The 23301-nt window shown below is 71.2% G+C and carries 20 protein-coding genes and 2 riboswitches; of the genes, 6 read left to right on the top strand and 14 right to left on the bottom strand.

What is annotated here, in order from left to right:
- Position 1 precedes the first annotated feature (1 nt).
- From ACTJI1_RS04855 to ACTJI1_RS04910, 12 genes are all read right to left on the bottom strand, one after another.
- Complete coding sequence (locus ACTJI1_RS04855) at positions 2–367, bottom strand: DUF488 domain-containing protein (RefSeq protein ID WP_440741755.1); 366 nt, start codon at positions 365–367, stop codon at positions 2–4.
- Between the two features lie 35 nt (positions 368–402).
- Entirely contained in the window at positions 403–1332 is a 930-nt protein-coding gene (locus ACTJI1_RS04860) for a PfkB family carbohydrate kinase (protein ID WP_440741756.1), read from the bottom strand.
- Complete coding sequence (locus ACTJI1_RS04865; RefSeq protein ID WP_440741757.1) at positions 1325–2359, bottom strand: ADP-ribosylglycohydrolase family protein; 1035 nt, start codon at positions 2357–2359, stop codon at positions 1325–1327. The genes ACTJI1_RS04860 and ACTJI1_RS04865 overlap by 8 nt, the downstream gene beginning before the upstream one ends.
- The gene (locus ACTJI1_RS04870; RefSeq protein ID WP_440741758.1) at positions 2356–2925 is read right to left on the bottom strand and encodes a peroxidase-related enzyme; all 570 of its coding nucleotides are present in this window, start codon (positions 2923–2925) and stop codon (positions 2356–2358) included. The genes ACTJI1_RS04865 and ACTJI1_RS04870 overlap by 4 nt, the downstream gene beginning before the upstream one ends.
- 126 nt (positions 2926–3051) lie before the next feature.
- Positions 3052–4545: an MDR family MFS transporter gene (locus ACTJI1_RS04875; RefSeq protein WP_440742177.1), complete on the bottom strand. Its 1494-nt coding sequence runs from the start codon at positions 4543–4545 to the stop codon at positions 3052–3054.
- Positions 4546–4686: 141 nt separating this feature from the next.
- Positions 4687–5463, bottom strand: a complete 777-nt coding sequence (locus tag ACTJI1_RS04880; RefSeq protein WP_440741759.1) for a DUF2382 domain-containing protein — start codon at positions 5461–5463, stop codon at positions 4687–4689.
- An 81-nt stretch (positions 5464–5544) separates the two neighbouring features.
- Entirely contained in the window at positions 5545–6213 is a 669-nt protein-coding gene (locus ACTJI1_RS04885; RefSeq protein WP_440741760.1) for a hypothetical protein, read from the bottom strand.
- 127 nt (positions 6214–6340) lie between these two features.
- Positions 6341–7501: a cysteine desulfurase family protein gene (locus ACTJI1_RS04890; RefSeq protein ID WP_440741761.1), complete on the bottom strand. Its 1161-nt coding sequence runs from the start codon at positions 7499–7501 to the stop codon at positions 6341–6343.
- The gene (nadC, locus tag ACTJI1_RS04895) at positions 7498–8352 is read right to left on the bottom strand and encodes a carboxylating nicotinate-nucleotide diphosphorylase (RefSeq protein ID WP_310130084.1); all 855 of its coding nucleotides are present in this window, start codon (positions 8350–8352) and stop codon (positions 7498–7500) included. Before nadC ends, ACTJI1_RS04890 begins: the two co-directional genes overlap by 4 nt.
- Positions 8346–9932, bottom strand: a complete 1587-nt coding sequence (gene nadB, locus ACTJI1_RS04900; RefSeq protein ID WP_440741762.1) for an L-aspartate oxidase — start codon at positions 9930–9932, stop codon at positions 8346–8348. Before nadB ends, nadC begins: the two co-directional genes overlap by 7 nt.
- Position 9933: 1 nt before the next feature.
- Positions 9934–11229, bottom strand: a complete 1296-nt coding sequence (gene nadA / locus ACTJI1_RS04905) for a quinolinate synthase NadA (protein WP_440741763.1) — start codon at positions 11227–11229, stop codon at positions 9934–9936.
- Positions 11226–11948, bottom strand: a complete 723-nt coding sequence (locus ACTJI1_RS04910) for an NUDIX hydrolase (RefSeq protein WP_440741764.1) — start codon at positions 11946–11948, stop codon at positions 11226–11228. The genes nadA and ACTJI1_RS04910 overlap by 4 nt, the downstream gene beginning before the upstream one ends.
- Before the next feature lie 248 nt (positions 11949–12196).
- A riboswitch (glycine riboswitch) is annotated at positions 12197–12291 on the top strand.
- A gap of 1 nt (position 12292) precedes the next feature.
- Positions 12293–12394: riboswitch (glycine riboswitch) on the top strand.
- A gap of 64 nt (positions 12395–12458) precedes the next feature.
- On the opposite strand from ACTJI1_RS04910, the gene gcvT reads away from it, so the two are divergent.
- From gcvT to gcvP, 3 genes are read left to right on the top strand one after another with little or no spacing between them, the layout of a single operon-like run.
- The gene (gcvT, locus tag ACTJI1_RS04915) at positions 12459–13652 is read left to right on the top strand and encodes a glycine cleavage system aminomethyltransferase GcvT (protein ID WP_310130069.1); all 1194 of its coding nucleotides are present in this window, start codon (positions 12459–12461) and stop codon (positions 13650–13652) included.
- Positions 13653–13654: 2 nt separating this feature from the next.
- Positions 13655–14029: a glycine cleavage system protein GcvH gene (gene gcvH / locus ACTJI1_RS04920; protein WP_310130066.1), complete on the top strand. Its 375-nt coding sequence runs from the start codon at positions 13655–13657 to the stop codon at positions 14027–14029.
- 16 nt (positions 14030–14045) lie between these two features.
- The gene (gene gcvP, locus ACTJI1_RS04925) at positions 14046–16961 is read left to right on the top strand and encodes an aminomethyl-transferring glycine dehydrogenase (protein WP_440741765.1); all 2916 of its coding nucleotides are present in this window, start codon (positions 14046–14048) and stop codon (positions 16959–16961) included.
- A gap of 115 nt (positions 16962–17076) precedes the next feature.
- On the opposite strand, the gene ACTJI1_RS04930 is transcribed toward gcvP, so the two are convergent.
- Positions 17077–17871 carry a CPBP family intramembrane glutamic endopeptidase gene (locus ACTJI1_RS04930; protein ID WP_440741766.1) on the bottom strand — a complete coding sequence of 265 codons (795 nt, stop codon included), beginning with the start codon at positions 17869–17871 and terminating at the stop codon, positions 17077–17079.
- A gap of 248 nt (positions 17872–18119) precedes the next feature.
- Between ACTJI1_RS04930 and ACTJI1_RS04935 the strand changes: the two genes are divergently transcribed.
- The 3 genes from ACTJI1_RS04935 to ACTJI1_RS04945 all read left to right on the top strand — a co-directional run bounded on the left by ACTJI1_RS04935 (position 18120) and on the right by ACTJI1_RS04945 (position 22642).
- Positions 18120–19910, top strand: coding sequence for an ABC transporter family substrate-binding protein (locus ACTJI1_RS04935; RefSeq protein WP_440741767.1), 1791 nt, complete (start codon positions 18120–18122; stop codon positions 19908–19910).
- Between the two features lie 189 nt (positions 19911–20099).
- Positions 20100–21632, top strand: a complete 1533-nt coding sequence (locus ACTJI1_RS04940; protein ID WP_310130054.1) for an ABC transporter permease — start codon at positions 20100–20102, stop codon at positions 21630–21632.
- Positions 21632–22642: an ABC transporter permease gene (locus ACTJI1_RS04945; protein WP_310130049.1), complete on the top strand. Its 1011-nt coding sequence runs from the start codon at positions 21632–21634 to the stop codon at positions 22640–22642. The genes ACTJI1_RS04940 and ACTJI1_RS04945 overlap by 1 nt, the downstream gene beginning before the upstream one ends.
- A gap of 29 nt (positions 22643–22671) precedes the next feature.
- Here the strand turns inward: ACTJI1_RS04945 and ACTJI1_RS04950 are convergent, their stop codons facing one another.
- Positions 22672–23298: a PH domain-containing protein gene (locus ACTJI1_RS04950; protein WP_310130047.1), complete on the bottom strand. Its 627-nt coding sequence runs from the start codon at positions 23296–23298 to the stop codon at positions 22672–22674.
- Between the last annotated feature and the right edge of the window lie 3 nt (positions 23299–23301).

Raw genomic sequence — 23301 nt, forward strand, 5'->3', positions numbered from 1 at the left:
GTCACGGGTGGTGCTCGAGGAAGTCCTCGAGCACCTTCCCGTGGTTCAGCTCCAGATCGCGGACCCCCACCAGGAACGTCACCCGCGGATGCGCCGCCAGCAGCTCCCGGAGCTCGTCGACCGCCGGGTTCGTCGCCAGCTCCTGCTCGTAGCGGGCGCGGAACTCGTCGAACACCTCCGCCTCGCCGGACGGGGACGGGTCGCGGTGGAACCAGCGCCGCAGCTCCGTCGAGGGGGCTACGTCCTTGAGCCACACGTCCACCGCGGCCCGCTCCTTGGTGAGCCCGCGCGGCCAGAGCCGGTCGATCAGGATGCGGAACCCGTCGTCGGGGCTCGGCGGGTCGTACACGCGCTTCACGGTGATCATGTGAACTCCTCGGATACGGCTCGGATGTCGGTGCCTCAGTGCGCCGCGAGCAGGGCGTCCGTCTCGGCGGCCGTCGGCGCCGTGGCGGGGCCCGGACGGGTCACGGCGATGGCCGCGGCGGCGTTCGCCCGGCGGGCGGCGTCGACGGGTGCGTCGCCACGGGCGAGCGCCGCGGCGAGCACGCCGCCGAAGGCGTCGCCCGCACCGGTCGTGTCGACGGCCGTCACCGGGAACGCGGGGAGGTGCGCGGGCGCGGGATCGCCGGTGGCGACCCAGCAGCCGGACGCTCCGTCACGGACGACGGCGACCGCGCCGTCGCGGAGCATCCCGCGCAGGGCGCCCGCGGCGGGGGCGGGATGGGCGTGGGCGCGCAGCAGGCGCGCCTCCCGGGCGTTCGCGCTGAGCACGTCGGTGCGGCGCAGCACGGACTCGAGTAACTCGGGGTCGAGGGACGCCACGAGCGGGGACGGGTCGAAGACCACGCACGTCTCCGGCGGCAGTTCCGTCAGCCAGGCCGCGACGGCCGGACCCGCGGACGCGTGGGCGAGGCTGTAGCCGGAGACGTACACGACGTCACCGGGACGGGGACGCACGGTGTCGAGGTCGGCGCGGGACAGCATCCCCTCGGCGCCGGCGGCCGTGACGAACGTGCGCTCTGCGTCGTCGTCGACGAGGACGACGCAGTAGCCGTTGTCCGCCGTCTCGAGCGGAGGGTTCGTCACCGAGATCCCCTCGCGCCAGAGCGCCTCGGCGACGACCTCGCCGAACGGGCCGCTGCCCGAGCGGCCGGCGAAGACGACCTCGGCCCCGTCGCGGGCGGCGGCCGCCATGACGTTGAAGCCTCCGCCCGCGACCATCCGGGCGTCGGACGCGAGGATGTCCCCGCCGCGTTCGGGCAGAGCGCCCACCCGCAGCAGGAGGTCGACCACGACCGTGCCGGTGTAGAGCACGCGCCCGTCAGGCATGACGCCTCCGCACCCGCAGCAGGCCGTCGACCAGCGGTTCGAGGTCGAGCGCATTGACGCGACGTACCGTGTCGAGAGCCGTGCGCGGCCAGTCGGCGGCGCCGGTCGCGCCGAGGACCGCCCCCGCCATCGCGGCGATGGTGTCCGTGTCGCCGCCGAGGCTCGCGGCGCGGCACAGCGTGTCCCACGCGGCGTCGGGGTCGGGATGCGCCGGGTCGCCGTTCGCCGCCGTCACCGCGACGAGCGCGAGGGCGGCCACCACCGACTCCTGGGCGGCGACGGAGGTGCCGATCACGTCGGCGAGGGCGTCGTCCTGGCTGCGCGGGTCGAGCCCGAGCAGGTGCGGGACCGCCCACTCGAGCCGCGCGGCGATGTCGCCGCCGGCGACCCAGTGGCCGCGGCGCGCGCCTTCGCGGGCGGCCGCGACGGCCACGTCGAGCGCCTCCGGCGTCTCCGCCCCGTCCACTCCGGCGCTGACCGCGGCGCCCACGGCCGCCGCGCCCGCGATGCCGATGCCGGTGTTGTGGGTCGGTGCGCTGACCGAGACGACCGCGTCGACGAACGCGCGGAGCGGTTCGACGGGCACGGCGATGCCGACCGGCGTGATCCGCATGGCGGCGCCGTTCGTCGCGCCGAAGCGTCCCGCCTCCTCGGGCGGCATGCCGTCCTGCAGCCGCTGCAGCGCCGCGCGGGTGCTGGGGCCGAGCAGGTCGAGGGAGCCGCGCGCCTCCATGGTGCGCTCCCAGCCGAGCAGCTCCGCCGCGAGGACGCCGGGACGCACGCTGCCGTCGCCGTCGATCAGCAGCCGGGCGAGCAGCACGGCCTGCTCGGTGTCGTCGGTGATCGAGCCGGCGGGCATCCCGGCCGCGATCTGCTGGTGCGGCCCGGCGGCGACGAGTCCGCGGATCCGCCCGTGGTCGGCGGCGATGCGCTCGCGGGACATCGACTGCGTGGGCATGCCGAGCGCATCCCCGAGGGCCAGCCCCTGGAGCGCGGCGAGCGCGCGGGCGCGCGCCGTGTCCCTCACAGCGGCGCCAGCAGTGCGCCGCGGAGCCGATCGCTGACGTCCGCCGGCACGTCGACGGCGGCGCCGAGCGCCTGGATGGCCCGGCTGAAGTAGTTGCGCGCTGCCGCGGCGAGGGTGATGTCGACGATCTCGCGGTCGGTGAAGCCCAGGTCGCGCAGGCGAGCCGTGTCGGATTCCGTGATCGTGTGCGCCTCGGTGCTGATCTTCTCGGCGTACTCCATCATGGCGACCTCGGCCTCGCTCAGGCCGGCGTCGTGGTAGTCGCGGGCGATGCGCTCCAGCTCGTCCGCATCCATGAACGTGAGGCACTTGTGCCCGTGCGCGAGCCGGCAGTGGGTGCTGTGCAGCGCTTGGGCCGCCGCGAGCGTGACCAGTTCGTAGCGGCGCTTGCCGAGGTTCGGAGCGATGGTGCGCATCAGGTCCTCGAAGGCCCGGAACGCCTCCGGGTTCATGCTCATCACCCGGGTGTAATCGGCGACGTATCCGAGGTCTTCGAGGTCTTCGGCGTAGAGCTCGGCGACCTCGCCGGTCGCTTCGGACGGTTCGACGGTGCGGATGTAGGACACAGTGCCTCCTTGCGTTCGGTCGCCCCCATTGTGCCGCTGCGACCCCGCCGGGAGCCAGCGGCCCGGCCGTCGGCGACGTCCGCGCCAGCGCGCGTGGGTCAGCGCGCGTAGGTCAATGCGCGTGGGTCAGTGCGCGAACGCCGCCTCCGCGGGGACATCCGCGGGCTTGCGGATGAAGAAGGAGCCGACCACGGCGAACAGCGAGATGATCGCCCCCGCGACGAAGGCCGCCCGGATCCCGCCCGCCTGCGCCGCATCCACCGATGCCCCGCCGCTCGCCAGCGCGGTCGCCTGCAGCGTGAGCACCGCGATCAGGAGCGCAGTGCCCGCCGCGCCGCCGACCTGCTGGATCGTGCCGAGGATCGCGCTGCCGTGGGAGTACAGGTGCGGCGGAACCGCCCCGAGCCCCGCCGTGAACAGCGGGGTGAACATCATCGCGAGCCCGAGGCTCATGGTGACGTGCGCCGCGACCACCATGCCGGCGGGCGTGTGCTCGGTGACCATCGTCAGCGACCACAGCACCAGGCTGACGAGGATGGAGCCCGGAACGACCAGCACGCGCGGGTCGAAGCGGTCGTAGAGCCGCCCGACGAACGGGGCCGCGAGCCCCATGATCAGACCGCCCGGAAGCAGGATGAGGCCCGTCGCGAGGGTGTCGAGGTGCAGCACGTGCTGCAGATAGAGCGGCAGCACGATGATCACGCCGAACATGGACGCCGTCGTGATCGCCATGAGCACGATCGAGACGGTGAAGATCGGGAACGTGAAGGTGCGGAGGTCGAGCAGTGCCCGGTCGGAGCGCTGCAGGATGAGCTGCCGCGTGATGAACGCCGCGAGACTGAGCACGCCCACCGTGAGCGATCCCCACAGCATCAGCGGGCTGGCGGCGGAGCCGCCGGACTCGCCGGAGAGCGTCAGCCCGTACACCAGTCCGCCGAAGCCGAATGCGGACAGGATCACGGACAGCACGTCGATGCGCACCTTCTGCGTCTCGGTCACGTTCTCGACGAAGCGCATGCCGATCAGCAGCATGACGAGTGCGATCGGGAGCACGATCAGGAAGATCCAGCGCCAGGCGAGGAAGTTGAGGATCAGGCCCGAGATCGTCGGGCCGACCGCGGGTGCGACCGAGATGACGATCGAGACGTTGCCCATGGTGCGTCCGCGGAGCGCCGGCGGCACCAGCGTCATGAGCGTCGTCATGAGCAGCGGGATCATGATGGCCGTGCCCGAGGCCTGCACCACGCGGGCGGCGACGAGCACGCCGAAGCCCGGCGCGAGGGCGGCGGACAGCGTGCCGAGCGAGAACAGCGACATGGCCGCGATGAACATCTGCCGCGTGGTGTAGCGCTGCAGCAGGATGCCCGTGATCGGGATGACCACGGCCATCGTCAGCATAAACGCGGTCGACAGCCACTGCGCCGCGAGGGCGTCCACGTGGAGGTCGTCCATCAGCTTCGGGATGGCGACGGTCATGATCGTCTCGTTGAGGATCACGACGAACGTGGCCGCCAGCAGCAGCCAGATCACCCGCTGGTCGCGGGGAGCGATGCGCGCGGCACCCGCGGGCGCTGCAGGCGCGGCGCTGCGGTCGATCGCCACGGCGTCGACGGAAGGCACTGGTGAGGTCTTCTCAGTCACCGGTCCACAGTATCGGCGGCCGCCGACATCGTGGGTGTCGTCCGTGTGAACTGTGGAGAAGTTCGCTGAGCGCAGAAAAGCGGAGGGCGCCCGACGGACGCCCTCCTCTCTTCGCGACGCTCACACGCCGGAGCCGCGCCCCTCGCCCTCCACGTCGATGCGCTCCTTGCGCACATCCTCGTTCACCGTCTCCGTGCCGGTGACCGTCTCGGAGTCGAGGCGCACGCGCTCGACCGGCACGGTCTCCTTGTCGACCACGGGACGCTCCTCGTGCAGGACGACCTCGTGCTCCTCCTCGCTGAGCTCCGGACCGTCCATGGCCTCACCGACGTTGGCGTCCGTGATGGGCTCGCGCTCCACCCGGACCTCCTCGCGGGTGACCGGCACCTCCACCTGCTGGTTCTCGGTGACGACGTACTTCCGCAGCCGTGCCCGGCCGGTCTCGACCCGCTCGGTGCCGACGTCGAGCCGCTCCTCGGAGCGCGTCATGGCGTCGTCGGTGTTCGGACCCGACGTGTCGTGACCCGCCCCGGCGGTGGTCGCCGTTCCGGTCGTGGCGTCCGCGGTGCCGAGGCCGGAGGCCGTGCCGTTCCCGCGGTAGTACGAGTAGAGCTGGTCCTCCTCCTGGGGGCTCAGCTCGGCGTCGTCCTCGATGCGCGGCGCATCCTTCACGACCGCCTTCTCGAACGGCACGCGGAGCCCGTCCGGCTCTTCGACAGCGTCGTCGAGTGGCACGAAGCTCTCGGAGGTGCCGAACAGGCCGGTCCGCACCGACGCCCAATTCGGCCGGCCGGTGGACGGGTCGACGTAGATCTGTCCGACGCTCCCGATCTTGTCCCCGTCGCGATCGATGACCTTGGTCCCGATGAGTGCGGCGATGTTGTTCTCGTTGATCATGTGGTTCTCCTCGTGTGCTTGTGCCCGCCGCGGCGAGCTTCTGCCCCGCTCGTGCGGTCCCGTCTCCGGGACTCGCCGTGCCTAGCGACCGAGTCCCACCCGATCGACACGACGGTGGTAGCGCATGCCCGCGATTCCGCCCAGGATGGCGCCACCGAGGCTGACGATCGCGACGATGATCGCCGTGATGACGCCCGTGAGGGTCACCGATCCTTCGGTGAGGGGGATGCGCGGGAAGCTGTTCAGGGTGCCCAGCACGTTGTACTGGCTGCCGAGGACCAGGCTGAGCACGGCCACGACGACCGCGATGATGACGGCCCACAGCCAGACGGCGATGCCCTGCTTCGCGCCGTCGAACCGGGCCATGCGCCCGGCGACGTAGCCGCCGCAGTAGTAGGCGACGAACAGGATGACGGCGAGCGCGATCGCACCGATGATGCCGACGGTGGAGGCGTTCTTGTTGGCCTGATCGACCGCGTTGTCGGTGTCTCCGCCGGAGGCTCCGAGGCCCACGGCCGCACCGGCCGCCGCGACGATCGCCGTGAGCAGGACGGCTGTTCCCGTTGCGGTGAGCCAGCCGAAGAAGGCGGAACCGAACTTCATCCCGCCGAACTCGCTCTTCTCCCGCTCCAGCACGTCGTTGCGGAGCGTGTGGGTCCGGTCCACGGGAACGGCGGCGCCCGTCGAATCCCGGTCGTAGACGGCGTCACCGGGCTCCCGGTGTTCGGCTGCCGGCGTCGGCTCGGTCATGATGTCCTCTTCCCTGGTCGCCCGCGGATGCGGGGCTCTCGGTTGGGGAGGACGGTAGGCGGCGCGCAGAGGCGGGCACAGACGGTTGATTTACGGGGGATACCGGAGGACTCTGACGCCTGCCGCCCTAGTGCGCGCCGCGGGGTCCGTCGCCGAGCCGGCTCACTGCGCGGACCGCCTCCCCGACCGCCGGCCCCACCGCGGCGAGCCGCTCCGCCGTGACGTCCGGACCCCAGGAGAAGCGGACCGCGGTACGCGCCACATCCTCCGGGTAGCCGAGCGCGAGCAGCACGTGCGAGGCGTCCTCGCTGCCCGCCGCGCACGCCGACCCGCTGGAGGACACGACGCCGCGGCGCTCCAGCTCCAGCAGCACGGCTTCGCCGTTCACGCCCGGGAACACGAAGGACGCCGTGCCGGGGAGCCGCTCCGTCGGATGCCCGGTCACCTCCGCTCCCGGCGCCTCCGCAAGGACCGCCGCGACGAACGCGTCCCGTGCCGCCGCGGCCGCCGCCGCGCGCTCCGCGAGTCCGTCCGCGGCCAGTCGTGCGGCCGTCGCCAGGCCCACCGCCCCGGCCACGTTCTCCGTGCCGGAGCGCCGCCCGCGCTCCTGACCGCCGCCGTGCAGCACCGGCTCCAGGGGGATGCGCCCCCGCACGAACAGCGCGCCGATGCCTTTCGGGGCACCCAGCTTGTGGCCCGAGACGCTCAGCGCATCCACCCCCAGGGTCCCGACGTCGAGGGGCAGCCAGCCGGCCGCCTGCACCGCGTCGGTGTGGAACGGGATGCCGTGCTCGTGCGCCAGCCGTGCGAGCTCGGCGACCGGTTGCACGGTCCCGACCTCGTTGTTGGCCAGCATGACCGACGCCAGCGTCGTGCCGGGCCGCAGGGCCGCAGCGAAATCGTCGGGGGCGACGAGCCCGTCGCGGCCGACCGGCACGAACGTGACCGAGAAGCCGTGCAGCCGCACCAGGTGGTCGACCGACTCCAGCACGGCCTCGTGCTCGATCGGGGTGGTGACGACGTGGCGTCCGCGCGGGTTCGCGAGGGCGATTCCCTTGACGGCCAGGTTGTCCGCCTCCGTCCCGCCCGAGGTGAAGACGACCTCGGAGGCGCGGCAGCCGAGCCACGCGGCCACGGCCGCGCGGGCGTCCGCGAGCGCGCGGGCCGCGGACTCGCCGACGCCGTGGTGGCTGGACGGGTTGCCGAAGTCCCCGGTGAGGTACGGCCACATCGCCTCCAGCACCTCCCGGCGCACCGGGGCGGTGGCGGCCGCGTCCAGGTAGATCACTCGACCACCACGTCGAGCCCCAGGTCGAGCGAGCGGACGCTGTGCGTGAGCGCGCCCGACGAGATCACGTCGACCCCGGTCTCGGCGATGTCGCGGACGGTGGCGAGGCTCACATTGCCGCTGGCCTCCACGATCGCCCGGCCCGCGATGAGCGCGACGCCCTCGCGCAGCTCGTCGAGGGAGAAGTTGTCCAGCATGATCGTGTCGACGCCGGCGGCGAGTACCGGCTCGATCTGGTCGATCCGGTCGACCTCGACCTCCAGGTGGGTGGTGTGCGGCAGCTGTTCGCGCACCTGGCGCAGGGCGTCCGTGAGCGACAGCCCGGTCTGGGCGGTGAGCACGGCGAGGTGGTTGTCCTTGGCCATCACCGCGTCCGAGAGCGAGTAGCGGTGGTTCCTGCCGCCGCCCGCGCGCACGGCGTGGCGTTCGAACGCGCGGAGTCCCGGCGTGGTCTTGCGGGTGTCCACGATGCGGGCGGAGGTGTGGGCCACCTCCGCGACGAAGGCGGCGGTCAGCGTCGCGATCCCGCTCATCCGCTGCACGAAGTTGAGGGCGACGCGCTCTCCCTGCAGCACCGACCGGGCCGGTCCGGTCACGGATGCCAGGGTGTCGCCGGCCGCGAAGGCCGTGCCGTCGGCGACGCGGAGGTCGACGTCCACGGCCGGGTCGGTGAGGGTCATCGCCGCGGCGAACACCTCCCCGCCCGCGAACGTGCCCGGCTCGCGGGCCACCAGGTGGGCGGTCGCGGTCGCGGACTCCGGGATGAGCGTCTGGCTCGTGATGTCGCCCCACGGCGCATCCTCGGTCAGGGCCGCCTGGACGACGGTGTGGATGATCTGGCGGGTCAGCATGCTGCGGGCACCTCGAGTCGGGTCGGCTGCGAACGGTCGGCGCCGATGCCGGGGAGCGCAGCGCCGGGGAGGACGGTGTGGACGGGCGCACCCTCGTCCGGCAGCGGGAAGTCGGAGCGGAAGTGCGCGCCACGCGACTCCTCCCGGCGGAGCGCCGCGGCGACGACGAGGCGGCCGAGGGTGAGGAGGTTGGCGTCCTCACCGGGCTCCGGCAGCTGCGTCGCGGCGAGCTCGGCCGCGGCCGCCTCCAGCCGCGCGCCGTCGCGGTGCAGCCCGGCGGACTGCCACAGCAGTTCGGCGAGCCGCGCACGGTCGAAGCGCCGGGATGCGGCGGTGGTCGTGCCGGAATCGGGGAGCGTTGTGATCGCGCCCTCGCGCATCCACTCGGGTGTCTCCGTCCACGGTGCGCCGATGGCGCCGGCGGCCCGGTGCGCGAACACGAGGCCCTCCAGCAGCGAGTTCGACGCCAGGCGGTTCGCGCCGTGGGTGCCCGTGCAGGCGACCTCTCCGACCGCGAACAGTCCGGGCACCGTCGTCCGGCCCTCGACATCCGTCGCGACGCCGCCCATGGCGTAGTGCGCCGCCGGTGTCACCGGGATCGGCCGGCGGCCCCAGTCGTACCCGGCGGCGCGGGTGGCGGCGTCGATGGTCGGGAAGCGGCGTGCAAGGAAGGCGCCGCCGAGCGCCGTCGCATCCAGCAGCACCGGACGTCCGCCCTGCGCCGCCATCTCCACCGCGATGCCACGGGCCACCACGTCGCGCGGGGCGAGTTCGGCATCCGGATGCACGTCGGTCATGAAGCGCTCGCCGCGGGCGTTGCGCAGCACCGCGCCCTCACCGCGAACGGCCTCCGACACGAGGAACGCCCCGGCGCCGGCGGGCGCGGACGCCGTGTACAGGGCGGTGGGATGGAACTGCGTGAACTCCAGGTCGGCCAGCGCCGCGCCGGCGCGCCAGGCCGCAGCGACACCGTCCCCGGTCGCCACCGCGGGATTCGTCGTGTGCGCGTACAGCCGCCCCCAGCCTCCGGTGGCCAGCACGACCGCATCCGCATCCAGCTCGACCGCCCGGTCGTCGATGCGCAGCGCCACGCCCGCCGCGTGCCCGTCGCGCACCAGGACGTCGGCCAGGAACGCCCGCTCGACGATCGCGATCCCGGCCGCGCGGACTGCGGCCACGAGCGCCCGCTCGAGCTCCGCCCCCGTCGCGTCACCGCCCGCGTGCAGCACGCGGGCCGACGAGTGGGCGGCCTCCAGCCCGCGGGCGAAGCCGTCGCCGTCGCGGTCGAAGGCGGCGCCCAGCGCGATCAGTTCGCGCACCCGCTCCGGGCCGTCCGCGCACAGCGCCTCGACCGCCTCCCGGACGTTCAGGCCCGCCCCGGCGCGCAGCGTGTCGGCGACGTGGGCCGCCACGCTGTCGTCCGGGAAGAGTGCCGCGGCGATCCCGCCCTGCGCGAAGCGGGTGCTCCCGTCGCTCAGCGCGGACTTGGTCACGATCGTGACCGCGTGCCCGAGCGTGTGCGCCCGCAGTGCGGCCGTGAGACCGGCGATGCCGCTCCCGACGACGACCACGCGGCTCATGTCACGCCGCCATCGTGGTGTCGGGCCGCGCAGCGAGCATCCGCTCCAGGGCCACCCGGGCGGGCGCGGCGACCGTCTCGGGAACCGCCACCTGGTTCACGACCTCGCCGCGCACCAGCGCCTCCAGCACCCACGCGAGGTAGCCGGGGTGAATGCGGTACATCGTCGAGCACGGGCAGACGACCGCATCGAGGCAGAAGATGGTGTGCTGCGGGAACTGCGCCGCCAGCCGCTGCACCAGGTTGATCTCGGTGCCGATCGCGAACGTCGACCCGGCCGGCGCCGCCTGGATCGCCTTCACGATGTAGTCGGTCGAGCCGTACTCGTCGGCCGCATCCACCACATCCATCGGGCACTCGGGGTGCACGATCACGCGGACGCCCGGGAACTCGGCGCGCGCGTGCTCGATCTGGCCGACCGTGAAGCGCTTGTGCACCGAGCAGAAGCCGTGCCAGAGGATGACGCGCGCGTCCTGCAGGGTGGACGCGTCGGTGCCGCCCCAGGCCTTGCGCGGGTTCCACAGCGGCATGCGCTCGAGGGGCACGCCCATCGCCTTCGCGGTGTTGCGGCCCAGGTGCTGGTCGGGGAAGAAGAGGACGCGCTGCCCGCGCTCGAACGCCCACTCCAGCACCGTGGCGGCGTTGGAGGAGGTGCACACGATCCCGCCGTGCTCGCCGCAGAACGCCTTGAGCGCCGCCGACGAGTTCATGTACGTGACGGGGATGACCGGCACGCGGCCGTCCGCATCCGGTTCGGTGCCGTACAGCTCCTCCAGCTGCTCCCAGCACTCCTGCACCGAGTCGAGGTCGGCCATGTCGGCCATCGAGCATCCGGCCGCCAGGTTGGGGAGGATGACCCGCTGGTCCGGGCGGGACACGATGTCCGCCGTCTCCGCCATGAAGTGGACGCCGCAGAACACGATCGCCTCGGCCTCCGGTCGCGCTTTGGCCGCGTTGGCCAGCTGGAACGAGTCGCCCACGAAGTCGGCGTACTGCACGACCTCGTCGCGCTGATAGAAGTGGCCCATCACGGCCACCCGGTCGCCGAGGGTCTGCTTGGCGGCGCGGATGCGGTCGCCGAGCTCCTGGGCGGAGGCGGTGCGGTACTCCTCGGGCAGCTCGCCCTGCCGCGGCGCGTTCGCCGGGATGGGGTCGCCGAGCGACGCGCCGGGGCCGTACGAGGGCGCCAGCCGGTCGAACTCCCAGGGGGCGTCGGCGAGCTCCGGCGTGCAGGTCTCGCCGTCGAGCTGGCCCGACGCGATCAGCCGGATGGTGGTGTCGACCGAGGCGATGGTCATGCGCTTCTTCCTTCGAACGGATGCTGCTGGCGGGGGAGCGGCCCCGCGTCGGCGAGGTCGATGGTGTCGTTGTAGCGGTACAGCCGCGGCGGCCGGTGCGGCGTGCCGGTCAGGTACTCGTCGGTGGCGACGACGGTGCCGGACGCCTCGATGGTGCGGCGGAAGTTGGCGGGATCGAGCGGCCGGCCGAGCACGGCTTCGTGCACGCCGCGCAGCTGGGCCAGCGTGAAGCGCTCGCCGAGGAAGGCGAGGGCGATCCGCGAGTACTCCATCTTGGTGCGGAGCCGCCAGAGCGCGTACTCGACGATGACGTTGTGGTCGAAGGCGAGCTGCGGCAGCTCGTCGGCCGGGAACCAGCGCACGTTCTGCCCGACGCTCGCGCGCTCGGCCTCATCGCTGCGCACCAGCGCCCAGTACACGACGGACACGACGCGCTCGGCGCCGGGGGAGCGGTCCGGGTCGCCGAACGCGTACAGCTGCTCCAGGTAGCTCGGCGTGAGCCCCGTCGTGTCGTCGAGGGTGCGCGCGGCGGCGTAGGCGAGGTCCTCCCCGACGCGCAGCGGCCCGCCCGGCAGCGCCCAGCGCCCGTCGAACGGCTCGCGGATGCGGCGCACGAGCGGCAGCCACACCTGCGGCACCCCGCCGGTCTCCTCATCCGACCGCAGCGCGAAGATGACCGTCGACACGGCGAGCTTCGCGCTCTCGTGCTGTTCGGCCATGGTCACCCTCCGTCCCTAAGAGTCATCGTTACCTTAACTCCGCCACCATCTTAGTGTCACCCCAACCCGAACACCAAGCGCCACCCTCCGCCCGGCCGCGATTTGTGCCAAATCGCGGTTATGCGCCCGCCATAACCACGATTTGGCACAAATCGTGCGAGGGACGGGGTCGCGGGCGGCCGCGAGAAGAGCGCGGGGGCGCGGAACCGGATATGCTGGCCGGACATCCAACTGAATACCGGGCCAACGAGGTCGATGCGGGAGAGCCGGGCGCGCGAGCGGACGGCACCGAAGGAGCAATCCTCCCCGACAATCTCTCAGGTACGCGTACCGCATCGGACTGGCCACTCTGAAAAGCAGGACGGCGCCCGCCGTCCTCGCCCACGGTGAAAGCCACGCTCCTCACGGGACGCGGTGAAACTCTCAGGCCGGATGACAGAGGGGGAGTTCTTCCCGGGGCGGTCACGCCCCCGCAGCCCCCGGCCGCTCGGCCGGCGAATCGGAGAACTCATGACCTCGCAGCAGAGCCAGCCGTCCGACCGGCAGACCGGCGAACGCACCTCCCCGCTCCACGACGCGCACAGCGCGGCCGGCGCGTCCTTCACCGACTTCGCCGGCTGGCAGATGCCGGTGCGCTACTCGTCCGACCTGGCCGAGCACCACGCCGTGCGCACCGCCGCCGGGCTCTTCGACCTGTCGCACATGGGCGAGATCGTGCTCATCGGCCCGGAGGCCGGGGAGGCGCTCGACTACGCCCTCGCGGGCCGGCTGTCGGCCCTCGCCGTCGACCAGGCGAAGTACAGCCTCCTGCTGTCCCGCTCGGGCGGCATCATCGACGACCTCGTCGTGTACCGCACCGGCGACGACCGCTACATGGTGGTGGCGAACGCGTCCAACCGGGATGCCGTGGCCCAGGAGCTGCGCGACCGCACCGCGCCGTTCGACGTCGAGGTGTTCGACGAGTCCGACGACATCGCGCTGATCGCGGTGCAGGGTCCCGCCGCCCTCTCCGTGCTGCTCGCGACCGCCGGCCTCTCCGCCGACGCCGGAGCGCTGGGCGGCGCCGACTTCGGCGAGCGCCTCTCGGCCCTCAAGTACTACTGGTCGCTGCCGGCCGAGTTCGAGACGCATCCCGTGCTCATCGCTCGCACCGGTTACACCGGCGAGGACGGCTTCGAGCTGTACCTGGCGCCCGACAACGCCCGGGCCCTGTGGGATGCGCTGCTCGAGGCGGGCGCCGCCCAGGGCCTCGTCCCGGCCGGTCTCGCCAGCCGCGACACCCTCCGCCTCGAGGCGGGGATGCCGCTGTACGGCCACGAGCTCGGCCTCGACACCATGCCGGCGCAGGCGGGCCTGGGCCGGGTCGTGAACCTCGCCAAGGAGACCGACTTCGTCGGCCGCGCCGCCAGCGAGGAGGGCCCCGACGCCGAGGCCCGCGTGCTCGTCGGGCTGGTCGGCGAGGGCAAGCGCGCCGCGCGCGCCGGCTACCCCGTGTACGCGAAGGACGTGGCCGACGGCGAGGACGCCGCGGTGGGCGTCGTCACCTCCGGCGCCCTCTCGCCGACGCTAGGCGTCCCCATCGCGATGGCCTACGTGGCCCCGCAGCTCGCCCGCGAGAACACCGTGCTCCATGTGGATGTGCGCGGCACGCGCCTCCCGTTCACCGTCACCGCCCTCCCCTTCTACAGCAGAAAGAAGCGCTAGCCATGGCCGCAGAACGAGACCTGAAGTACACGCCCGAGCACGAGTGGCTCCTGGTCGAGGGCGACGTCGCGACCGTCGGCATCACCTCCTACGCCGCCGAGAAGCTGGGCGACGTGGTGTTCGTCGAGCTGCCCGAGGAGGGCAGCGACGTGACCGCCGGCCGCGTGGTCGGCGAGATCGAGTCGACGAAGTCGGTCGGCGAGCTGTTCGCGCCGGTCGACGGCGTCGTCGCGGAGGCGAACTCCGCCGTCGTCGACGCGCCCGAGCTGGTGAACTCGGACCCGTTCGGCGAGGGCTGGCTCGTCAAGGTCCGCTTCAGCGCCCTGCCCGACAACCTCCTGAGCTACGACGAGTACGCCGCCCTGACCGGCGAGTAAGGTTCCAACCCCTCACATGACCGACCTCTTCCCCTCGCGTCACATCGGCACCGATGGCGACGCGCAGAGCACCATGCTGTCCGCGATCGCCGCGGCGGCCTCCCGCGACTGGAGCTCCGTCGAGGAGCTCGTCACCGCCGCCGTCCCCGAATCGATCCGGGTCGACGGCGACCGCACCCCGGCGCTCCCCGCGCCGCTGGGGGAGCGGGCCGCCCTCCGCGAGCTCCGCGCCATCGCCGCGCGCAACACCGTCAACCGCAGCCTCATCGGCCTCGGCTACTACGGCACGATCACCCCGGCGGTGATCAAGCGCAACGTGCTCGAGAATCCGGGATGGTACACGGCGTACACGCCCTACCAGCCGGAGATCTCGCAGGGGCGCCTCGAGGCGCTGATCAACTTCCAGACGATGGTCTCCGACCTGACCGGGCTGGACACCGCCAACGCGTCGATGCTCGACGAGGGCACCGCGGTCGTCGAGGGGATGCTGCTGGCGCGCCGCGCATCCAAGGCGAAGTCCGCACGCTTCGTCGTCGACGCGGACACCTTCCCGCAGACGCTCGCCCTGCTGCGCAACCGCGCGGACGCGGTCGGGATCGAGCTGGTCGTCCTCGACCTGGCGTCGCTGCCGTCCGACGCCCCCGAGCTGTCGGACGCGTTCGGCCTGTTCGTCCAGTACCCGGGCGCCTCCGGTCGGGTCTGGGACCCGTCCGCCGCCATCCGCACCGCCAAGGAGGCGGGCGCCGTCGTGGTGGCCGCCGCCGACCTGCTGGCGCTCACGCAGCTGCGCAGCCCGGGCGAGCTCGGCGCCGACGTGGCGGTCGGCACCAGCCAGCGCTTCGGCGTCCCCATGGGCTTCGGCGGCCCGCACGCCGGCTACATGGCCGTCCGCAAGGGCCTGGAGCGGCAGCTGCCGGGCCGTCTGGTCGGTGTGTCGCAGGATGCCGTGGGCAAGCCCGCGTACCGGCTCACCCTGCAGACGCGCGAGCAGCACATCCGTCGCGAGAAGGCGACCTCGAACATCTGCACCGCCCAGGTGCTGCTCGCCGTGATGGCCGCGATGTACGCGGTCTACCACGGCCCGGCGGGCCTGCGGGCGATCGGGAGTCAGGTGCACCTGTCGACCGTCGCCCTGGCGGACGCCCTGCGCGAGTCCGGCGTCGAGGTCCTGTCGCACTCATACTTCGACACGCTCCAGGTCGAGGTGGATGACGCCGCCACGGTCGTCCGCCGCGCCCACGAGCGCGGGCTGCTGGTGCACGCGACCGACGCGGGACTCGTCTCGCTGAGCGTCGACGAGGAGTCGGCCGCCGACCTGCGCGACGGGGTCTTCCCGCTCGCCGACCTGATCGAGGCGCTCGGCGGCACGGTCGAGGGCGAGGCGGTTCTGCCTGCCGCGACCGAGGCATCCTTCGACGCGGCGCTCGTCCGCGAGTCGGCCTACCTCAGCCACCCGGTGTTCAACACGCATCACAGCGAGACCGCGATGATGCGCTACCTGCGCCTGCTGCAGGACCGCGACTACGCGCTCGACCGCGGCATGATCCCGCTCGGCTCGTGCACCATGAAGCTGAATGCGGCGACCGAGATGGAGGCCGTCACCTGGCCCGAGTTCGCGGCACTGCATCCCTTCGCCCCCGCCGCGGACGTTGCCGGCTCGCTCGAGCTGATCGACCAGCTCGAGGGCTGGCTGGCCGACGTCACGGGCTACGACACGGTCTCCCTGCAGCCGAACGCGGGCAGCCAGGGCGAGCTCGCCGGACTGCTCGCGATCCGCGGGTACCACCGCTCGCGCGGCGACCTGCAGCGGACGGTGTGCCTCATCCCGCAGTCCGCCCACGGCACGAACGCGGCCTCGGCCGTGCTCGCCGGCATGAGCGTCGTGGTCGTCGCCACCGACGAGCTCGGCAACGTCGACCTGGACGACCTGCGCGCCAAGATCGCGGACCACGCGGACACGCTGGCCGCGCTGATGATCACCTACCCGTCGACGCACGGCGTCTACGAGCACGAAGTGGTGGCCATCACGCAGGCGGTGCACGACGCGGGCGGCCAGGTGTACGTCGACGGCGCGAACCTCAACGCGCTGCTCGGCTACGCGCGGTTCGGGGACTTCGGCGGCGACGTCAGCCACCTGAACCTGCACAAGACCTTCTGCATCCCGCACGGCGGCGGCGGACCGGGCGTCGGCCCGGTCGCGGCCAAGGCGCACCTCGCGCCGTTCCTGCCGGGGCACCCGCTCGCGCAGGACGCGACGCACCCGCTCGCCGGCGGCGGCCGGGTCGAGCACGGCGGCGCGCCGGTCTCGGCGGCGCCGTACGGCAGCCCGAGCATCCTGCCGATCAGCTGGGCGTACGTCCGGATGATGGGCGCGGAGGGGCTGAAGGATGCGACCGGTGCGGCCGTGCTCGCGGCCAACTACGTCGCGGCGCGGCTGCGGGAGCACTTCCCGGTGCTCTACGCGGGCGAGGACGGGCTGGTCGCGCACGAGTGCATCCTCGACCTGCGTCCGCTCACCGAGCGCACCGGAGTGACCGTCGACGACGTCGCCAAGCGACTGATCGACTACGGCTTCCACGCGCCGACCATGTCGTTCCCGGTCGCGGGCACCCTCATGGTGGAGCCGACCGAGAGCGAGGACCTCGCGGAGCTCGACCGCTTCGTGGCCGCGATGATCGCGATCCGCGCCGAGGCCGACGCCGTCGCGGCGGGGGACTGGCCGTCCGACGACAACCCCCTCCGCAACGCGCCGCACACCGCGGAGGCCGCCGTCGCATCCGACTGGAGCCACCCGTACTCCCGCGAGCAGGCCGTGTACCCCGTCCCGGCTCTCGTCCGCGCGAAGTACTGGCCTCCCGTGCGCCGCATCGACCAGGCCTACGGCGACCGCAACCTCTTCTGCGCCTGCCCCCCGCCCGAGGCCTTCGCCTGACCCCGTCCCCCCACCGTCGAGTACACGAAAAGTGCACGGAATCGCCCCGATTTCGTGCACTTTTCGTGTACTCGACGGAGGGGCCGACGCAGGGGAGGGCCCGGGAGGGGTGCGGCTAGGCGAAGATGGCGGGCCAGAGGGCGACGGCGAGGGGGTAGCCGACGAACGAGACGATGTCGATGATCGTGTGCGCCACGACGAGCGGCATCACGCGGCCCCAGCGGGTGTAGCACCAGCCGAAGACGACGCCCATGATCGCGTTGCCGACGAACGGGCCGAACCCCTGGTACAGGTGGTAGCTGCCGCGAAGCACGGCGGCCCCCAGGATGATCGTCCATGTACCCCACCCGAGCTGCCGCAGCCGGGTGAACAGGTAGCCGACGACGATCACCTCCTCCTGCAGCGCCGCCCGCAGGGCGGCCAGGATGAGCACCGGCACCGTCCACCAGTGGGCGTTCAGCGTGGAGGCTTCCACCGTCACGGTCAGGCCCAGGATGCGGCCCAGGGCGTAGAAGAGGATGCCGGGGATCCCGATCACGAGGAAGAGCAGTGCCCCGCCGCCCAGGTCGCGCGCGGGCCGCGTCAGGTCGAGGCCGATCCGGCGGAAGCCGCTGCGCTGCGGCTGCCAGAGCAGGTAGATCACCAGCGCGACCGCGAACAGCGGGAACAGGTTGCCGAGCACCTGGTACAGGAAGTCGAAGACCTCCCGGCTGGACTGGCTGGGGTTGACCTCGGCCTTCTGCTGCGACAGCGGCGTGCTCTGCGTCGCGCGGTCGACGATCGTGATGACGGAGTAGATCGCGGACTGCCCGAGCGAGAGCCCGAGGATGATCGCGACCTCCCACCAGAGCCGCGGCCGGGACTCCCTCGGAACAGCGACCTCGGCCGACCAGGTGCGCGTCTCGCTCATGGGGACATCCTGCCAGCCCCGCCGTCCCGCCGGCGTCACCGCCAAATGGATGGATCGTTGCATTGCACGGCCGAATCCATCGTTTTTGTGCGCTTCGCGCAGGAATCCGCCGACTGAGTTACCACTATGTAACGTTTTCCCGACCTGTTTTGCAATCGCTGGCGACGATACCTAGGGTCATTCTTATCCCGCGCGGGACAGGCACTCTCGCACGCCTGCACCGTCGCACACTTCGCACAGGAGGAACATTGCACATCAACGGAAGAAGGGTGAGGTACGCGGTCAGCGCGGTCGCCGTCGCAGGCGTCGCAGCACTCGCACTGTCGGCCTGCACCACGTCCGGCAGCACCAGCACCTCGTCCGCTGCCAAGGGCGGCACCGTGACGGTTGCGGTCGTCAACGACTTCACCTCGTTCAACTCGCAGACGCCTCAGGGCAACCTGGACACCAACGGCCAGGTCGGCTACCTGAACGGATCGTACGGAACCGGTTTCCAGTACATCGACAACAACTACAAGATCGTGCACGACGACAAGTTCGGCACGTTCGAGAAGACCTCGGACGACCCGCTGACCGTCAAGTACACGCTCAACAAGGACGACAAGTGGTCCGACGGCGAGCCCGTCACCGCTGACGACATGATCCTCGCCTGGGCGATCGCCTCCGGTCACTACGACTCGGCGAAGTTCGACGACGAGGGCAACGTCTCCAGCGGCACGCAGTACTTCCAGATCGCGGGTTCGACCGCCGGCCTCGACGCCACGGACTTCCCGGCCGTGAGCAACGACAACCGCACGATCACCCTGAAGTACGCGACCCCGTACGTGGACTGGGAGCTCGTCAACCCGATCGCGCAGCCCGCGCACATCGTCGCCAAGAAGGCGGGCCTCTCCTCGGCCGCCGACCTGACGAAGCTGCTCAAGGGCCTGCCGAAGGGCGACCCGGCCAACCCGGCGCCGGCCGACCCGACGCTGAAGAAGGCGGCGGACTTCGTCAACACCGGCTACGACGTCACGGCGTTCCCGACCGACAAGGACCTGCTGGTCTCCTCCGGCCCGTTCGTCGTCTCCTCGTGGACCCCGGGCCAGTCGCTCACGATGACCCCGAACAAGTACTACGCCGGCGGTCTCAAGCCGAACGTGGACAAGATCGTGTTCCGCATCATCCCGGACGCGAACGCCCAGGTCACCGCTCTCCAGAACGGTGAGGTCGACATCATCAACCCGCAGGCGTCCGCCGACACGATCACCGCGCTCAAGCAGACCAGCGCGAAGATCCTGACCGGTGCGCAGGCGTCGTACGACCACCTCGACCTGAACTTCGGTTCGCCGGTCTTCGCCGACGCGAAGGTCCGTGAGGCGTTCCTGAAGACGATCCCGCGTCAGCAGATCCTCGACTCGATCGTCACCCCGGTCGACTCGAAGGCGAAGGTCCTGGACTCGCAGATCTTCCTGCCGAACCAGGAGCAGTACGAGGGCAGCGTCAAGCAGAACGGCTCCGACAAGTACAGCAAGGTCGACATCGACGGCGCCAAGGCGCTCCTCGCCGGTGCCACCCCGACCGTGCGCATCCTGTACAACACGAACAACCCGAACCGTGTCGACGAGTTCCAGTCGATCCAGGCCTCGGCCGCCAAGGCCGGCATCAAGGTCGTCGACGCCGGCTCGCCCGACTGGAGCAAGCTGCTCCCGGGTGGCGACTACGACGCCTCGCTCTTCGGCTGGATCAGCCCGGGCGCAGGCACCTCGCAGCTGCCGCAGGTGTTCGCCTCGCAGGGTGGCGGAAACTACAACCGCTACACCGGCACCAACGACCTGGCGCTCAAGTCGCAGACCACCCTGGACAAGGATGAGCTGACGAAGATCGAGTACCAGATCGACAAGAAGGCCTTCGCCGACGCGTACGGCCTGCCGCTCTTCCAGCTGCCGGGTGTCTTCGCGACCACCTCGCGCGTGCAGGGCGTGAAGTACAACGGCGGGCAGTCCGGCCCGTTCTGGAACTTCTGGGAGTGGACCGTCAAGTCGTCCTCCTCGAAGTAACAGCTCCGTAAGCGAGAGTGCCCGGGTGAACCCCGGGCACTCTCCTGCGGCGGGGCGTCGGTTCAGGCCGGCGCCCCGTATCATGTAGTCGGTGGACGCGATCCGTCCGCCCCGTGAGATACGCGCCTGGCGGCACCCCCTCCGCCGCACCCCCGATCGGCGCGTCCTGTCAGTGAAGGTTTTGAACCTATGGCGAGTTTCATCCTGAGGCGCCTCCTGGTCTCAGTACTCATCATCATCGCCGCTTCGTTCCTGATGTACATGCTGGTGGCCTACAGCGCCGACCCGCTCCAGGACCTGCGAAGCAGCAATTCCCCCAACAAGACGCAGCTGATCAACGCGCGCATCCAGCTCCTGCAGCTGGATGTGGTGCCCCCGCTGCGCTGGCTCCTCTGGCTCGGCGGCGCCGCCAAGTGCCTCATCCCGTTCGCCAACGCGTGCGACCTCGGTTCCACCATCTCCAACGCGAAGGTGACCGACATCCTCCCGCAGGCGCTCGGTTCGACGGTGCAGCTGGTCACGGTCGCCCTGATCCTCGCGATCCTCCTCGGTGTCACCATCGGCATCGTCACCGCCCTGCGGCAGTACAGCGGACTCGACAACGTCGTCACGTTCCTCAGCTTCTTCCTGTACTCGCTCCCGGCGTTCCTCGTGGCGGTGCTCCTCAAGGAGTTCGTGGCCATCGGCTTCAACAACTTCCTGGCGCATCCGGTCATCCCGTGGTGGGTCGCGCTGATCATCGGCATCGTCGCCGGTCTGATCTGGCAGTCGTTGATCGGCGGCGACCGGCGACGGCGGCTCATCACCTTCGTCGTCTCCACCGTCGCGACGGCCGGCGTGCTCCTGCTGATGTCGGTGATGAACTGGTTCCTCTTCCCGGGCCTCGGCCCGGTCGTGATGATCATCCTCATCGGCGCGACCGTGATCGGCACCACGGCGCTGATCTCGGGCCTGCAGAACCGGCGCGCCCTGATCGCCGCGGGCATCACCGGCGCGGTCAGCCTGGTCTGCTACTTCGCGCTCCAGCCGCTGTTCGACGTCTCGACCGTCGGCACCATCGTGATCCTCGCGATCGTGTCGATCATCGTGAGCCTGGCGATCGGCTGGTTCGTCGGCGGGTACGACCGCGGCCAGAACATGCGCATCGCCGTCATCGTGGCCATCGTGTCCGGCTTCTTCATCATCGTCGACCGCTTCATGCAGGCCTGGCCGCAGTACTTCCAGGACACCAACGGCCGACCGATCGCGACCGTCGGCTCGTCCACGCCGGGCCTCGACGGCGACATGTGGGTGACCGGGCTCGACACGTTCACGCACCTGCTGCTGCCGACGATCGCGCTGCTCCTGATCTCGTTCGCCTCCTACACGCGCTACTCGCGGGCCGGGATGCTCGAGGTGCTCAACCAGGACTTCATCCGCACCGCGCGCGCCAAGGGCCTCCCCGAGCGCACCGTCGTCGTGCGGCACGCCTTCCGCAACATGCTCATCCCGATCACGACCCTCGTCGCCTTCGACGTGGGCGCCCTGCTCGGTGGTGCGATCATCACCGAGAAGGTGTTCGCCATCCCCGGCATGGGGTCCCTGTTCAACCTGGGCCTCAGCCGCGGTGACCTCAACCCGGTCATGGCGTACTTCCTCGTGATCGCGGCGATGGCCATCCTGTTCAACTTCCTGGCAGACCTCGCGTATGCCGCCCTCGACCCGAGAGTGAGGGTCCGCTGATGTCCACCGACACCCGTATCGCCGACGAGCTGCAGGCCCCTTCGGCTCCGCCCGTGAGCCAGGGCAAGCTGATCTGGAAGCGGTTCCTCTCGAACAAGATCGCCGTCGCCAGCGCGGTCCTGTTCATCCTGATCCTGATCTTCTCGATCTCCGCGATCGGCCTCGGCCCGATCCACGGCTGGTGGAAGTACACCTACACCGAGCTGAACGACCAGGTGCAGCAGGGCGCCCCCACGTGGGAGCACCCGTTCGGCCAGGACCGCATCGGCAAGGACTACTTCGCCCTCACGATGCGCGGCATCCAGAACTCGATCCTCGTCATGATCGTGCTCGGCCTGATCGCGAGCGTCGTCGGCGTCGTCGTCGGCGCCGTCGCGGGCTACTTCCGCGGCGTGGTCGACGCGATCCTGATGCGCATCACCGACGTCTTCATCGTCATCCCGGCGCTGGTGATCGGCTCGGTCGTCGGCCACATCTTCGGCGGCCTCGGTGCGTTCTTCCTGGCGCTCATGCTCGGGTTCTTCTCGTGGATGGGCATCGCCCGACTCGTGCGCGGCGAGTTCCTGTCGCTGCGCGAGCGCGAGTTCGTGGAGGCGGCCCGTGTGGCCGGCGCCTCGGACAGCCGGATCATCTTCAAGCACATCCTGCCCAACGCCATCGGCGTGGTCATCGTGGCCTCGACGCTGATCATGGCCTCGGCCATCCTGCTCGAGACCGCGCTGTCGTACCTCGGCTACGGCATCCAGCCGCCGGACGTGTCGCTGGGCCTCCTGATCAGCTCGAACCAGTCGGCGTTCCAGACGCGGCCGTGGCTGTTCTGGTGGCCGGGCGCGTTCATCGTGACGCTCGCGCTGCTGGTCAACTTCGTCGGCGACGGTCTGCGCGACGCGTTCGACCCGCGCCACCGCCGGTTCAACCTGCGCAAGATGCGCGAGCAGGAGCCGGAGGAGGGCGAAGGCGACGGCGGTACGCCGCGCACGGGAGCAGCCCTCGCGGAGGACGTGCTGTGACGCTCGGCACCGTCGCGCTGCTCCCGGCCTCAGGCCAGGAGCAGGGCGGCGACGCTGCCGGCCGCGAGCAGCACCAGCGCGATCAGCGACGCGACGTGCCAGCGGATGCCGACCGGCGTCTCGTCGGCCCGTCCGGCCTCGATCGCGCCCGACTCCTGCAGGTCCGCCCAGCGGCGGCGCACCACTTCGGCGGCGGCTCCCGACTCGGTGGCCAGCAGGTCGCCGGGGCGGCGCAGGCTGTCGTCGACGCTCGGCCGGCCGACGCGGCCCTTCGTCTCGGTGCGGGTCGCGCGGAGCGTGCGGGTCGTCCCGGGAGCGGGCGCGGACCACACCGGGAACTTGCGGCCCGGCGTGTAGAGCGTGAGCGCGTACTTGGTGTCGACGGCGATCAGCGCCTCCCACGGGATGCTCACGGTCTGCGTCACGTTGACGAGCGTCAGTCCCTCGTCGGCCACGACGAGCAGCGGGCGCCACAGCATGGCCCAGGCGATGAAGGCGAACAGCGCGACCGGCACGATGTAGAGCAGCCGGGCGTCGTGGACGCTGACCAGCAGGCCGACGGTCAGGGCGGCAGCGGCCGCCCAGATCAGAACGGCAAGGACCCGGTTGAACCGGGACACGAAAACCTCGCGTCCGGCGGGGGAGACGTAGGGCATGGG

The sequence above is a fragment of the Leifsonia sp. 22587 genome, from assembly GCF_052044215.1.
Taxonomy (GTDB): Bacteria; Actinomycetota; Actinomycetes; order Actinomycetales; family Microbacteriaceae; genus Leifsonia; species Leifsonia shinshuensis_C.